The following is a 14,499-nucleotide window of genomic DNA, read 5'->3' as shown; positions in this document are numbered from 1 at the left end:
GCCGCACAGAAGCATCAGCGCTTCTTCGATTGCATTCGTGAATTTTGGGACAGTCGGGACGGCGGGAGGGTTGTAACTCCCGCCGTCCTTCCTTCTGCCGGTCGTCCGTGCGTCAGGACCAGCGAAGGGTGATCAGCGCGTAACCGGCGGCTGGATACTGCGCGCGGCGCGGGTGATGACCGCCGCCACTTCCTTCGGACGCGACTCGTACACCGAGTGGCTGGCGCCCGGGATCACGGTGGTCTGGCTCTTGGCGCGCTCGTAGTACCAACGCTCCAGATCCGGACTGATGATCTGGTCGTTGCCGGCGACGATGCCCCAGCTCGGCTTGGTCTTCCACGCCGCCGCCTTCAGCGGCGTGCTGAAGACCTGGGTCGCGGCCGGGACCTGCGAGCGCGCGACGAACTCGGCCCGCTCGCGCGGCAGATCCGGCGCGAACAGTTTCGGGAATTGCACGGGATCGAGATAGGTGAACTTGTCGGGCGTCACCTTGATGACGCCTTCGGTCTTCCCGAGGACGCTCGGCGTCTTCTTGCCCAGCGCCGATTCGTCCTCTCCGACGTCAGGCGCATGTGCGGCGACGTAGACAAGACCAACGACGTTGGGGTGAACGCCGGCCTCGGTGATGATCGAGCCACCGTAGCTGTGACCGACGAGAAGCGTCGGGCCATCCTGCAGATCGAGAATGCGCTTGGCCGCAGTGACGTCGTCGGCGAACGAGGTCTCGGGCTCCTGCACCATGGTGACGCGGAAGCCTTCCCTGGTCAGGATCTCGTAGACCGGCTTCCAGCCGGACCCATCCACCCAGGCACCGTGCACCAGCACGATGTTCTTTAGCGGTTCCGCGCGCGCCGGGGCGACGGTCGAGAATAGCGAAACGGCGGCGGCAAAGGCGAGGCTAGCGTTGAGGTGTTTCATCTCGGGATCACTCCGGGTTGGAATGACGCGAGACTAGTTTCGAAGCTTGCTTGCGTATTTCCGCAAACAACTATCCTTGCCACTTCGCACGCCCGGAAACGTGAGCTGCGACGATCGCTGTTCGACCATCCTCCGGACGCGGCCCGGCCGAGAGATGCATTTCCGAGGGCGCACGTGATGCACGCTGACATTCATGACATGACCTCTCGCAAGCGTGAACGGCCGGCGTTCGTACACGAAAGACGATCGATACGCGCTCTGTCATTCACGGCAACGTTCCCGACGTCACCCGAAATCCAAGCATAGGATCGAACAATGACATCCATCGCAAAGTACAGCGCCGCCCTCTTTGCACTGCTGTGCGCAACGATGCCGGCTCGTGCCGGAACCTGCACGGATGACATCGCGCACACCCAGGCCCAGCTCGATCTGGCCATAGAAAAGGACGCGGGCTCCCACGGCTGGCAGCCGGAGAGCCTCAGCGCGCTGCGCGGCCATCAACCCACGCCCCGCTCGCTCGCGGAAGCAGCAGGTCACAACGGCGTCGATTTCACCGACGCGCTCGATTCGCTCGATCGCGCGCGCGCCGCCGGTCGCACCGGCGACATCGCCGCGTGCGGCCGGGAGATCGCGCACGCGCGGGCCATTCTGAGATAGCGAAAGCACTTTCAGGGTCGACGACGAGGCGGCCCGCCAAAATGGTCGCGCGAGAGCGAATGCGGCGCACGAAGCGCCTCGCCGTCGTGCAGCCGAGCAGCAGGACGTGCGTTCTGGAAATACCCGCGCTCGCGCGGCTTCCTATTGTTCGATCGCAGTAGCCGGAGCTTTCATCCATGCGACAACAGCATTCAACATATAACGGTGTGATGCTTGCGACCGCCATACTGTGGCTGGTCCCGGCTGCGGCCATCGCGCAAACAATAGTGCCGGGCATGCAGCCGCCTACGGGCATGCTTGCGACGTCACCCCTCAACCCGCAATCCACGCGGCCGGTGGGCATCCCGCTGGGATCGACCGAAATCGCAATCCCCGGCATTTCCCCGATCAATCCTGTGCAAAGCACGATGGGGTGCGCCGGATCGGGCAATGCCTCGTCGACCGGAGCATTGTTCGACGGCGGCGGATTGTCCGGCACCTCATCGACCAATTGCGCCGGCAACACTGTGGCCGTTTCGCCCTTGCCCTCGATATCGACTGTCGGCCGCGTCGGGATTCCGCTGGGATCCACCGAGATCGGCGGCGCCGGAATCAGTCCGTCCGTGCCGGTGCTCGGCCCCACGTCCACGAACGGCACGACCTCGATCGACGGCTCCGGCAATCCCTAAAATCAAGGAGGATCATCACCGTGAAACGGAACCTCACCATTGCGCTTGTTACTCTCGTTGCGGTCATGGTCGGCGCCGGATTTTGGTTCTTCGGCACCGACCGCACGCCGGGCGTGGCAGCCGCACCCGTGGCCGCTGCCGTGCCGGTGGTCGCCGCCACGGTCACGGGCAAGGACGTTCCGATCTATCTGCGCGGCATCGGCACGGTGATCGCCTACAACACCGACGTCGTGCGCAGCCAGATCCAGGGGCAGATCGTCAAGATCGCCTTCACGGAAGGACAGACCGTCAAGGCCGGCGATCTCTTGGCCCAGATCGACCCGCGTCCTTACGAAGCGCAGATCGAGCAGCTCACGGCCAATCGCGACAGAGACCAGGCGCAACTCACGAACGCCGAGGCCAATCTCTCCCGCTACAATCAGCTCGGGGACAAGGGCTATGCGACCCCGCAACTGATCGAGACGCAGACGGCGCAGGTGGCGCAGCTCAAGGCCGCCGTGAAGGCGGACCAGGCCCAGATCGACGAGGCGAACGTCCAGCTCAGCTATACCCGTCTGTCGTCGGCCGTTCCCGGCATCACCGGCGTTCGCCAGATCGATGTCGGCAATGTCATTCATCCGACCGATGCCAACGGCCTCGTCGTCGTCACCCAGATCGAGCCGATCTCGCTGCTGTTCACCCTGCCGCAGGCAGACCTGCCCATAATTCAGGAGCACGCCGCAAAGGGCTCCCTGAAGGTCGTCGCCTACAGCCAGGACAACAAGACGAAGCTCGACGAAGGCACGCTGCTGCTGGTCAACAACGAAATCGCAGGAACGACCGGCACCGTCCAGCTCAAGGCCGTGTTCCCGAACCATGAGCACCGGCTGTGGCCGGGCCAGCTGGTGAATGCGCGCCTGCTAATCGAGATTCAGAAGGATGCGCTCACTGTCGCCGGCTCGGCCGTGCAACAGGGCCCGAACGGCACCTATGTCTATGTCGTGACCGACGGCCAGACGGCCGCCTTGCGTCCCGTTCACGTCGTACAGATCCGCGATGGCCAGGCCCTGATCGACCAGGGGCTGAAATCAGGTGACGTTGTCGTGATCGACGGCCAGTACCGGCTCGCGGAAGGCAGTCGCGTTCGCGAGCTGCATGGCAACGCGGCGCGCGAAGCCGACCTGCAAAGCGCCGTGCAGGACGCAATCCCATGAACCTCTCCGCGCCCTTCATCCTGCGGCCGATCGCAACCGCTCTGCTGATGGCGGGCTTGCTGCTGTGCGGCCTTGCGGCCTATCCGCTACTGCCGGTCGGCGCCTTGCCGAACGTCAACTACCCGACTATCCAGATCTCGGCGCAACTGCCCGGCGCCGACCCGGGAACGATCGCCTCGTCGCTGGCGACGCCGCTCGAACAGCAGCTCAGCCAGATCCCCGGCGTCACCCAGCTCACCTCGTCCAGTGCGCTCGGCGTGGCCCAGCTCACGGTGCAATTCGAGCTGTCGCGCACGGTGGACAGCGCGGCGGTGGACGTGCTGGCCGCGATCAATGCGGCGAGCCCCTTCCTGCCGCCGAATATCCCCTACCCTCCGACGATCCGAAAGGTGAACCCGGCCGAGACGCCGATCATGCTGATCGCGCTGACGTCGGACTCGCTGCCGCTGACCACGGTCGACGCCTACGCGGAGAACATCCTGCTGCCGAAGATCTCGCAGGTGCCGGGCGTTGGCCTCGTCGGCATCGGCGGCCAGCAGAAGCCCGCGATCCGTGTTCGCGTCAATCCGCAGGCGCTTGCCGCCCGCGGCATCGGCCTTGAAGACGTCCGCAGCGTGATCGCCGGCGCCAATGTCGACCTGCCCAAGGGCACGCTCAACAGCCCGCGCGTTACATATACGCTGAACACCAACGATCAGTTGCTCAAGCCATCTGCCTATGAAGACCTCATCATCGCTTATCGCAACGGTTCGCCGGTACGGATACGCGACATCGGCACGGCGATCGAGGGGCCGGAGAACGACCTCCTGGCCGGCTGGTACGGTAAGGACCCCGCCGTCATTCTGGCGGTCCAGCGCGTTCCCGGCGCCAACGTCATCGAGACCGTCGACCGCATCAAGAAGCTGCTGCCGCAACTGCAGGCCTCCGTTCCGCCCGCGATCAAGGTGACGATCGCCGCCGACCGGACCGCCACCATCCGCGCCGCAGTCTCCGACGTTCAATTCACGCTGATGCTGACGGTCGCACTGGTGGTGATGGTCATATTCCTCTTCCTGCGGAATTTCTGGGCCACCATCATTCCGGCAATCACGGTTCCCCTGTCGCTGGTCGGCACGTTCGCGGTCCTGTACGTGCTCGGCTATAGCCTGGACAACCTCTCGCTGATGGCGCTCTCGATCGCGGTGGGCTTCGTGGTCGACGATGCAGTCGTCGTGATCGAGAACATCGTGCGCCATCTCGAGCAGGGGCATGACGCCGATGGAGGCCGCGCTCAAGGGCTCCGGCGAGATCGGCTTCACGATCGTCTCCATCACCCTGTCGCTGATCGCGGTGTTCATCCCGCTGTTTCTGATGGGCGGTTACGTCGGAAAGCTATTCCAGGAATTCGCCATCACGATCACCGCCGCGCTGCTGCTGTCACTGGTCATCTCGCTCACACTGACGCCGATGATGTGCGCGCGGCTCCTGAAGCACGACCCGCGGAAGAGGCACGGCCGGCTCTATCTCGTCTTCGAACGCGGTTTCGATGCACTGCTTTCGCTCTATGCGAGGGGCCTGCGAATCGTGCTGCGCCATCGCTTCGCGACGCTGCTCGTGATGCTCTCGACCGTTGCGCTGACCGGCTATCTGTACGTGATCATTCCAAAAGGCTTCTTCCCGCAACAGGACACCGGGCAAATTGTCGGCATCACCGAAGCCGCACAGGACATCTCCTTCCCTGCGATGTCCGAGCGACAGCAAGCGATCGTTGACATCCTCTCAAAGGATCCGGCGGTACAGTCGGTGGCGAGTTATATCGGCCCGGGCGGCCCGACCGCGACGCTCAACCAGGGACGCATCTTCATCGTCCTGAAGCCGAAGCCCGAGCGCAAGGCCAGCGCCGATCGGGTGATCGAGCGGCTGGGGCCCCAGCTCGCCCACATCCAGGGCATAAGGCTTTACATGCAGGCCGCCCAGGACATCACCATCGGCGCACGGCTGTCGAAGACGCAGTATCAGTACACGCTGACAGATGCCGATTCGAACGAGCTCACCAACTGGTCGGCGACCTTCCTGGCAAAACTCCGCGCGCTCGACCTCATCACCGACGTCGCGAGCGACCAGGCCAATGCCGGCCCGAGGCTGGAGGTCACCGTCAATCGCGAGGTCGCATCGAGCTTCGGTATCCTGCCCACGACGATCGACAATGCCCTCGACGACGCGTTCGGCCAGCGCATCGTCTCCACCATGTTCACCTCGCTGAACCAGTACCATGTCGTGATGGAGGTCGATCCGCGTTTCCAGTATGGCCCCGAGGCACTAAAGGACATCTACCTGAACTCGGCCACCGGCCAGCAGGTCCCCCTGAGCACGCTGGTTCACAGCGTCATCAAGCCCGCGCCGATCCTCATCAATCATCAGAGCCTGTTTCCCTCGGTGACGATCTCGTTCAACCTGAAGCCCGGCATCGCACTGGGCGATGCGGTGACGGCGATCCAGAATATCGAGAGGAGCACCGGCAAGCCCGCCTCGCTCTCGACCTCGTTCCAGGGCAACGCGCAGGCGTTCCAATCCTCCCTGTCAGGCACGCCGTTGCTGATCGGGGCCGCCCTAATCGTGATCTACATCATCCTCGGCGTACTCTATGAAAGCCTGATCCACCCGATCACGATCCTGTCGACGCTGCCTTCGGCCGGCATCGGCGCACTCCTGCTGCTGCTGGCAGTCCACATGGATCTCAGCGTCATCGCCATCATCGGCATCATCCTGCTGATCGGCATCGTCAAGAAGAACGGCATCATGCTGGTCGATTTCGCCCTCGAGGTGGAGCGCCAGCACGGACTCAGCCCCGAAGAGGCGATCTACCAGGCCTGCACGCTGCGCTTCCGCCCAATCCTGATGACGACGATGGCCGCGCTGCTGGGCGGCGTGCCGCTGATGATCGGCTCCGGCACCGGCGCGGAGCTGCGCCAGCCGCTCGGCTACACGATCGTCGGTGGCCTGATGCTGTCGCAGGTCCTGACGCTCTACACGACGCCCGTCGTCTATCTCTATCTCGACCGGCTCGGCAACCGGCTGACCGCGCGGAAGCCACGGGCGACCGAGACATCCGCTCCATCCACGAGCGAACCAGATACGGGATTGCGCCATGAATCCGCTTGAGCAGGTCACCGCCGGCATGATGCCGGCTCGATTTCGGATTCGTGCGTTTTGACAAAGCGTCGACGAAAACGCAGAAGACCGCTCTTCGGCGGGGCGGTAAACCGTTTGCATGACGCTCGAACGCCTGGATGGCTCTAACCCCGTACAGCCCAAGCGATGGTGGCGCCGTGTGCTGCCGATCCAGACAATACAGGATCGCATTCTCCTGTGGGCTTGGGGCAGCCTTGTTTTGACCCTGCTGTCCTTCGCCTGCTCACTGCTCGGAGACAATTTCACGGCGATCGCTTTCGCCGCTTTTCTGGCCGCTTCGCTGACGCTCGTCGGCGCGATCATGGACATCACGGCCCTGAAGAAGGCCCATGTCGAGCTGGAGCGGAGCGAGCAGCGCTACCGCCATTTGTTCAGCCGCATGCCGATCGCATTCCGGCAGCTCGATGCCAGCAGGCTGGTCGTGCTGTTCCGGAAATTGCGCGCCGAAGGCGTCAAGGATCTCGGCGCCTATTTCGACAGCCATCCCGAATTCCTCCGAACTTGCATGGACGCGCTCTCGTTTCAGGAGGCCAACGAACGGGCCATCCAGATGTTCGGCGGCGGCGCCGGCGACTATGTCGGACGTTCCATGGCCGAGACCTGGAGGGATCGTCCCGATACATTCCGGCGCGCCATGGAATCCCGTTACCGCGGTGAGACGAATTTCGAGGAAGAGACCAGGATGGTCACGTGGGACGGCCGCGTCGTCGACGTTCTCTTCACGACGGCCCGGGTCGGCCCCATCAACGATCTCGAAGTCAGCCTGGTCGGCACCATCGACATCTCACAGCGTGTTCGCGCCCAGCAGAAACTCCAGCAAGTACAGGCTGAGTTCGCGCATGCCGCGCGAGTCTCGATGCTAGGTGAACTCACCGCGTCGATCGCCCACGAAGTCAACCAGCCCCTGGCCGCGATCGCCACCAACGGCGCAGCCGGGCTGCGATGGCTGAACAGGCCCACGCCCGATATCGTTGAGATCAGCAAGACAATCGAGAACATCGTTGTGGATACCCAGCGCGCCGCGAACATCGTGGCGCGCGTTCACGGGATGGCTTCGCGGAAAGCGCCCGAGCAGGCATTGCTATCGTTCGACGAGATCATTCGGGAAGTGCTTCTGTTCCTTCGACACGAGATGGAATCCCGCGGCGTGACGATCCTGCACCGGCCTGATCCGGGCACGCCGCAGGTGCTCGGTGACCGTACCCAACTCCAGCAGGTCATCGTCAATCTGGCCATCAACGCGGTGCAGGCGATGACGCAAGCGGGATATGACGATCGCAGGATCATCATCAGCACGGTCATACAGGACGCGGCCACGCTGTACTGCTCCGTGGAAGACAACGGTCCCGGCATCGCCGCCGAACATGTCGACCGGCTGTTTGAGAGCTTTTTCACGACCAAAGAGAGCGGAATGGGCATGGGATTGCCGATCTGCCGGTCCATCGTCGAAGCGCATGGAGGCCGGATCGGCGCCGACGGCCATGGCGCGAATGGCGGCGCCCGCTTCTGGTTCACGCTGCCGATATCCGTTTCGCCGGCGGATTCGCCGCGCTGCGATCTCCAGGCCGATACGTGATCGCGACGTCCGGCGCGGCTGCTATTCCCCGGTAGCGGCCGAACGCACGAGGCGGATCGGGACGCCCTTGTATGACGGCGTGAAGCTCAGGGGATCACGGGCATAGAGCGGCACCAGCGGATTGGTCTCCGGATAGTACGCCGCGCAGCAGCCGGTCGGAAAGGAATAGGCCACGACGCGGAAGTTGCGCACGATCCGCTCGGCGCCGTCGGTCGAGGCAGTGATCAGGTCGACGCGGTCGCCGTCGGCAAGCCCGCGCTTCCTCAGCTCGTATTCGTTGAGGAAGATCACGTCGCGCTGGCCGAACACGCCGCGATAACGGTCGGACAGCGAGTAGAGCGTGGTGTTGTACTGGTCGTGGCTGCGGATGGTGGTGAGCCACAGGGACTCCGGATCGTTTTGCGGCGGATCCTCGCCGCAGCCCGGGAAGACCAAAAAGTTTGCCTTGCCCGATGGCGTGGCCCAGATGCGCTCGCGCGCGGTCGAGGTGAGATGGAAGCCACCTGGGACGCGGATGCGGGCGTTGTAGCCCTGGAGGATGGGGAACACCGCCTCGATCGCATCGCGAATGCGGTCGTAATCAGTCACGAAGCCGTCCCAATCGACCACCGTGCGCTTGCCCAGCGTCGCCTTGGCAACGCCGGCGACGATTGCGATCTCGCTGAGGAGATGCTCCGATGCCGGCTTGTTGCGGCCGCCGGACGCATGCACCATCGACATCGAATCCTCCACCGTGATCGACTGCGGCCCGGATTCCTGCACATCGATCTCGGTGCGCCCGAGGCACGGCAGGATCAGGGCGGCACCGCCATGAATCAAATGGCTGCGGTTGAGCTTGGTCGAGACGTGGACGGTCAGATCGAGCTTGCCGAGCGCCGCCTGGGTCGCCTGCCAGTCCGGAATGGCCGCAGCGAAATTGCCGCCCATCGCGAAGAATGCCTTCACCTCGCCGCGGATCATGGCTTCCAGCGCGGTCACCACGTTGTGCCCCGGCGCGGCCGGAGGCTTGAAGCCGAAGCGTTGCTCCAGGCGCTTGAGGAAATCCGCCTTGGGGACCTCAGTGATCCCCACGGTCCGATCGCCCTGCACGTTGGAATGACCGCGAACCGGACAGACGCCGGCGCCTTCGCGCCCGACATTGCCGCGCAGCAGCGCGAGATTGGCGATCTGCTGGACGTTGTTCGCGCCGCGCCAGTGCTGGGTGATGCCCATGCCGTAGACGAGGATGGCGCGCTCGGCCTTCATATAGGCGCCGGCCGCATATTCCATGTCCTCGCGCGTCAGGCCGGACTGACGTTCGATGTCCGGCCATTGCGTGCGCTTGAGATCGTCGATCAACGCTTCAACGCCGACCGTGTGACCGCGAATGAAATCCCAGTCCAGGATCTCGGGCTGCTCGGCGGCACGAGCGGTCTCGTCGGCTTCCACCAGAATCTTCATGATTCCCTTGAGGACGGCGACGTCGCCGCCGACCCGCACCTGGAGCAGTTTTGAGCTGATCGTCGTCGACGACAGCGTGATCATCTCGACCGGGCTCTGCGGTGCCTGGAAACGTTCCAGCGCCCGCTCACGGAACGGGTTGAACGAGACTATGGAGGCGCCGCGGCGTGCCGCATTGCGCAGGCTGGTCATCATCCGCGGGCTGTTGGTGCCCGGATTCTGGCCGAAGATGAAGATGCAATCAGCCTTGTCGAAATCCTCCAGCAGCACGGTGCCTTTGCCGACGCCGAGCGAGTACGGCAGGCCAACGCTGGTCGCCTCGTGGCACATGTTCGAGCAGTCGGGGAAGTTGTTGGTACCGTATTCGCGCACGAAAAGCTGATAGAGGAAGGCGGCTTCGTTCGAGGTCCGCCCGGACGTGTAGAACTCCGCCATGTTCGGATCCGGCAAGGCCCGAAGCTCGCGACCGATCATGTCGAATGCATCGCTCCACTCCACCGGGAGATAACGGTCGGATGCGGCGTCGTAAGCCACCGGATGGGTGAGCCGCCCGACCATTTCGAGATCGTAATCGTTCCAGCTCGCGAGCTCCGTGACGGTATGCTCGGCGAAGAATTCCGGCGTGCAGCGCTTCGATGTCGTCTCCCAGGCGATCGCCTTGCCGCCGTTCTCACAAAATTCGAAAGACGAGGTGTGCTTCGGATCGGGCCAGGCACAGCCGGGGCAATCAAAGCCCTCCGGCTGATTCATCCGGCTCAGCGTCGCTGCGCCCTTCAGCGGCGCCCGCTGCACCAGAAGCGCCTCGCTGAGCGCCTTGAGTGCGCCCCAGCCGCCGGCAGGTTCACGATAGGGCCGAACCGATTTCGTGGTCATCTCGATATCTCTCGATATGGCAATTCTCCGGTTCAGTTAAGGATCGCGCGGGCAGAGCCGTCTTTTCAAAACGAAGCCGAATTTCGCAATTGCACACGTTCGGTCCCGGGCGGCCGGCCGCAGCAGCCATGCATTCCGGCAAAAAGAGCACCGTTCGCGGAAGCAGAAACGGCAACCGGAAACTAGATTTGTCGGCCAGAGCCCCGTCGCTACGGAGGGCTTTCGACATTTTTCAGGAGCGACCCAATATGTTCTCAAGACGTGATTTGCTGGCCATGTCCGCGGCAGGCGCCGCCATGGTCGGTTCCAGCGCGCAGGCCGCAACCTTCGGCAATCCGGACGAGCCGCCGCAAGGGGCCGTGAATGCCAAAAGCCCGGGAAGCCTGACCGATCCCGGTCCGCAAAATCCTGGATTGGCCAAGCAATTCCCCTCCGCGCAAACCCCGCCGCCGACCGATGTTGGCGGCCTGCCGATGGATTGGGCCTCGTTCAACAATGCGCCGAGGCGCATCCAGAATGGCGGCTGGGCACGGCAGGTCACCGTCGAGGATTTCGCCATCTCGAAGGAGATCTCCGGCGTCAACATGCGGCTGTCCGCCGGCGGCATCCGCGAGCTGCATTGGCATCAGGCGGCCGAATGGGCGATCATGACCTACGGCAGCTGCCGCATCACCGTGCTCGACACGCAAGGACGCCCCTATGTCGGCGACCTCAAAGCCGGCGACCTCTGGTATTTCCCACCGGGCGCGCCGCATTCGCTGCAGGGCCTGGGGCCCGACGGCTGCGAATTCGTAATCTGTTTCGACGACGGCCACGCCAATGAGTTCAACACGCTGCTCGTGACGGACTGGCTCGCCCATACGCCGCCCGAAGTGTTGGCGAAGAATTTCGGCGTCCCGGCTGATGCGTTCGCGAAGATCCCGCTGCACAATCGCTGGATCTTTCAGGGCACGGTGCCCGGCGATCTCGCCGCCGATCGTGCCGCAATCGCCAAGCATGCCGAAGCACCGCCCTATCCGTTCATCCATTCGCTCGGCAGTTCGGCGCCGGTAAAGGAGAGTTCCGCCGGCAGCATCCGCGTCGCCGACAGCAGCAACTTCAAGGTGGCCACCACCGTCGCCGCGGCGCTGGTGACGATGCCGCCGGGAGCAGTCCGGGAGATGCACTGGCATCCGAACGCCGACGAGTGGCAGTACTATATCAAGGGCAAGGCGCGGATGACGGTGTTCGACACCGGCCCCAACGCGCTGACGACGGATTTCTCGGCCGGCGACATCGGCTATGTCCGGCGCAATCTCGGCCATTATGTCGAGAATGTCGGCGACACCGAATTGCAGTTCGTCGGCGTGTTCCGTGCGCCCCGCTACGAGGAGGTGTCCCTTTCCAACTGGCTGACGCACACGCCCGCCAGGCTGGTCGCCCAGCATTTCAACATCGACGAGAAGCTGGTCGCCCAATGGCCGGACAACAGCCCCGGCGTCATGCCCAAATCCTGAACCAGACCTCTGACAAAGGGGCCTGAACGAGAAAGGCGCCAAAGCCGGCGCCTTTCTTTTCGTCCATGGCGGCCCGCTGCAACTTCGAGCGTGCAGCCGTCAGTAGTGATCGACCGCAGGCGCCGCCTTGCCGCGGAAGACGCGATATCCGACGGCGACATAGAGCACCATCAGCGGAAATACGAACAGGCCGGCGCCCCAGAACATGAAGGCGAGACTTGCATGAGGCGCCGCGGCCTCGTCAATCGTGACAACGAACGGAATCATGTAGGGCCAGAACGACAGAGCGAGCGTGGCGAAAGCCGCCACGAAGATCAGCGCGACCATATGGAACGGCCAATAATCGTCATGGACGAGGATGCTCTTGGCCAGCATCGCGGCCGCGCCGGCGCCGATCGCGGGAAACACGAGCAGATAGGGCCGGTCGGTCCAGCGCTGCAGAATCGGAAGATGTTCGGCAAGCGCATAAGCAAAGACAACGACCAGGAACACCAGGACGCCGATCGCCAGCGGCGGGATCTGGCGCCGTGCGGCATCCCGAACGGGGCCATCGCTCTTTCTCACCAGCCAGCAGGCGCCGAGCAGCGAATAGCCGAAGCAGAGCCCGATCCCGCACAGGGCGGAAAAGGCGGTCAGCCAGCCGAACGTTCCGCCGGTATAATCGCCGTTGGAGAACTGAAGTCCTTCGACGAGAGCACCGACCATCGCGCCCTGCATGAAGCTGGCCGCAAACGAGCCCGCGACGAAGCTGACGTCCCAGACCCAGCGCGACCGGAGCGCCTTGCCGCGAAACTCGAAGGCCACGCCGCGCAGGATCAATCCGAGCAGCATTACGACGACAGGGATATAGAAGGCCGACATCACCATGGCGTAGACCACGGGGAACGAGCCCCACATGATCACGCCCGTGACGATCAGCCAGGTTTCATTGCCGTCCCAGACCGGAGCGACCGTGCTCAGCATGGCATCCCGCTTCGCCTCGCTGCCGGCCACGCCGAACAGCATGCCGACGCCGAGATCGAACCCGTCGAGGAGGAGATAGATCAGAATGCTGATGGCAAGAAGGGCAACCCAGTACATCACCATGGCTATTCTCTCGCCTCGAGATAGCTGCGCGCGGCCGGCACCTGATCGGCGAGCGACATCGGCCGATTGGGCACGGGAACGTGGAGTGGCTTGCCGCCGAGTCCCCGCCGGGCCGGCACGCAGCAGCCGATAGATGTAATACGTCCCGAACGAGAAGATGAAGGCGTAGACCGCGACGAACAGGATCAGGGAAGCCATCGCAGCCGACGCGGTCAGGAACGGCGTCACGGCGTCCGCAGTGCGCAATACGCCGTAGATAGTCCACGGCTGGCGCCCCACTTCCGCAGTGTACCAGCCAGTGAGGATCGCGATCCAGGGCAGTGGGAAGCTGAGGAAGATGCCCCACAGCAGCAGGCGGCTCCGATCGAGCCGATGCTTGAGGCCGAGCCAGGTCCCGAGCCAGGCCAGCCCTAGCATCACGAAACCGCAGCCGACCATGATGCGGAAAGCGAAGAACGGGATCGCCACCGGCGGCCGGTCTTGCGGCGCGAAGCTGGTCAGGCCGACCTCCTTCGACGTCAGGCTCATGCTGCCGATGATGCTCCCGAGCACGGGAATCGAAATCGCGTATTTGTTCGATTCAGTGCTCGGATCGGGAATTGCGATCAGCACCTCCGAGGCCGGCTGCTCGTCATGCCAGCGTGCCTCGATCGCGGCGAACTTGGCCGGCTGGTAGTCGTGGACATAGTCGCCGACGAGATGCCCGATGAAGAGCTGGGCCGGCAGCAGCACCGCCGCGAGCGCAAGGCCCATCCGCAGCATCACGTGCGCCTCGGCGCGATAGGTCCGCCGCAGCAGATACCACGCGCCGGTCGCCGCCACGCAGAACGCGCCGGTCAGGTAGGACGCGAGCAGCATGTGCGGAAATCGGACCCAGACCACGCGATTGAAGATGATCTGCGCCCAGTCATCAGGCACGAACTGGCCGTTCTGCAGGACGTAGCCGGTCGGCACCTGCATCCAGCTGTTGTTGACCATGATCCAGAAAGCCGACAGCGCGGTTCCGAGCGCGACCATCGCGGTCGAGAACAGGTAGAACCACGGCGCCACCCGGGGACGACCGAAGATAAGGATGCCAAAGAAGCCCGCCTCCAGCATGAAGGCGGTGAATGTTTCATAGGACAGAAGCGGGCCCTGGATCGGACCCGACATCTTCGAGAGCACGCTCCAGTTCGTCCCGAACTGAAACGCCATCACCACGCCCGATACGACGCCCATGCCGAATGCCGCGCCGAAGATCTTCAGCCAGAACTCGAACAGGGTCCGGTAGACGGGCTTGCCACTGGACTGGTGCATCGCTTCCAGCACGGTGAGCCAGGCGGCAAGCCCGATCGTGAATGCCGGAAAGATGATGTGGAACGAGATGGTGAAGGCGAATTGCAGCCGCGACAGGAGGAGTGCCGTCGGATCCATCGGATAGT

General features: G+C 63.7%; 8 protein-coding genes and 2 pseudogenes. 6 read left to right on the top strand and 4 right to left on the bottom strand.

The annotated features are described in order from the left end of the window. Positions 1–132: 132 nt before the first annotated feature. Positions 133–918 carry an alpha/beta hydrolase gene (locus tag ACVWW3_RS10370; protein WP_354052910.1) on the bottom strand — a complete coding sequence of 262 codons (786 nt, stop codon included), beginning with the start codon at positions 916–918 and terminating at the stop codon, positions 133–135. A 315-nt stretch (positions 919–1,233) separates the two neighbouring features. On the opposite strand from ACVWW3_RS10370, the gene ACVWW3_RS10365 reads away from it, so the two are divergent. The 5 genes and pseudogenes from ACVWW3_RS10365 to ACVWW3_RS10345 all read left to right on the top strand — a co-directional run bounded on the left by ACVWW3_RS10365 (position 1,234) and on the right by ACVWW3_RS10345 (position 8,183). Further along, positions 1,234–1,575 carry a hypothetical protein gene (locus ACVWW3_RS10365; RefSeq protein WP_456650119.1) on the top strand — a complete coding sequence of 114 codons (342 nt, stop codon included), beginning with the start codon at positions 1,234–1,236 and terminating at the stop codon, positions 1,573–1,575. 176 nt (positions 1,576–1,751) lie between these two features. Further along, a complete protein-coding gene (locus ACVWW3_RS10360; RefSeq protein ID WP_456650120.1) occupies positions 1,752–2,243 on the top strand; it encodes a hypothetical protein in 492 nt (163 codons plus the stop codon). Between the two features lie 20 nt (positions 2,244–2,263). Then, positions 2,264–3,436 (top strand): efflux RND transporter periplasmic adaptor subunit, encoded by a 1,173-nt coding sequence (locus tag ACVWW3_RS10355; RefSeq protein WP_456650121.1) that lies wholly within the window; start codon positions 2,264–2,266, stop codon positions 3,434–3,436. Continuing rightward, positions 3,433–6,577, top strand: a pseudogene (locus tag ACVWW3_RS10350) (efflux RND transporter permease subunit). The gene ACVWW3_RS10355 and the pseudogene ACVWW3_RS10350 overlap by 4 nt, the downstream one beginning before the upstream one ends. Positions 6,578–6,686: 109 nt before the next feature. Beyond that, positions 6,687–8,183, top strand: a complete 1,497-nt coding sequence (locus tag ACVWW3_RS10345; RefSeq protein WP_456671949.1) for a sensor histidine kinase — start codon at positions 6,687–6,689, stop codon at positions 8,181–8,183. A gap of 21 nt (positions 8,184–8,204) precedes the next feature. Here ACVWW3_RS10345 and ACVWW3_RS10340 read toward each other — a convergent pair whose 3' ends face one another. Then, positions 8,205–10,496 carry an FdhF/YdeP family oxidoreductase gene (locus tag ACVWW3_RS10340; RefSeq protein WP_456650125.1) on the bottom strand — a complete coding sequence of 764 codons (2,292 nt, stop codon included), beginning with the start codon at positions 10,494–10,496 and terminating at the stop codon, positions 8,205–8,207. Positions 10,497–10,744: 248 nt separating this feature from the next. Here ACVWW3_RS10340 and ACVWW3_RS10335 point away from each other — a divergent pair, with 248 nt between their 5' ends. Then, positions 10,745–11,992, top strand: a complete 1,248-nt coding sequence (locus tag ACVWW3_RS10335) for an oxalate decarboxylase family bicupin (protein WP_456650126.1) — start codon at positions 10,745–10,747, stop codon at positions 11,990–11,992. 99 nt (positions 11,993–12,091) lie between these two features. Here the strand turns inward: ACVWW3_RS10335 and cydB are convergent, their stop codons facing one another. Next, positions 12,092–13,078, bottom strand: a complete 987-nt coding sequence (cydB, locus tag ACVWW3_RS10330; protein ID WP_456650127.1) for a cytochrome d ubiquinol oxidase subunit II — start codon at positions 13,076–13,078, stop codon at positions 12,092–12,094. Positions 13,079–13,080: 2 nt separating this feature from the next. After that, a pseudogene (locus tag ACVWW3_RS10325) lies at positions 13,081–14,491 on the bottom strand (cytochrome ubiquinol oxidase subunit I). Positions 14,492–14,499 lie beyond the last annotated feature (8 nt).

It is taken from the genome of Bradyrhizobium sp. LM2.9, assembly GCF_054056555.1.
Note: the sequence above shows the minus strand (reverse complement) of the source record. Positions and strands in the feature narration are given on the sequence as shown.

Excerpts from the sequence above, each read along its gene's own strand:
- ACVWW3_RS10370 (WP_354052910.1), bottom strand. The coding sequence starts at position 918 with ATGAAACACCTCAACGCTAGCCTCGCCTTTGCCGCCGCCGTTTCGCTA.
- ACVWW3_RS10365 (WP_456650119.1), top strand. The coding sequence starts at position 1,234 with ATGACATCCATCGCAAAGTACAGCGCCGCCCTCTTTGCACTGCTGTGC.
- ACVWW3_RS10360 (WP_456650120.1), top strand. The coding sequence starts at position 1,752 with ATGCGACAACAGCATTCAACATATAACGGTGTGATGCTTGCGACCGCC.
- ACVWW3_RS10345 (WP_456671949.1), top strand. The coding sequence starts at position 6,687 with ATGACGCTCGAACGCCTGGATGGCTCTAACCCCGTACAGCCCAAGCGA.
- ACVWW3_RS10340 (WP_456650125.1), bottom strand. The coding sequence starts at position 10,496 with ATGACCACGAAATCGGTTCGGCCCTATCGTGAACCTGCCGGCGGCTGG.
- ACVWW3_RS10335 (WP_456650126.1), top strand. The coding sequence starts at position 10,745 with ATGTTCTCAAGACGTGATTTGCTGGCCATGTCCGCGGCAGGCGCCGCC.
- cydB (WP_456650127.1), bottom strand. The coding sequence starts at position 13,078 with ATGGTGATGTACTGGGTTGCCCTTCTTGCCATCAGCATTCTGATCTAT.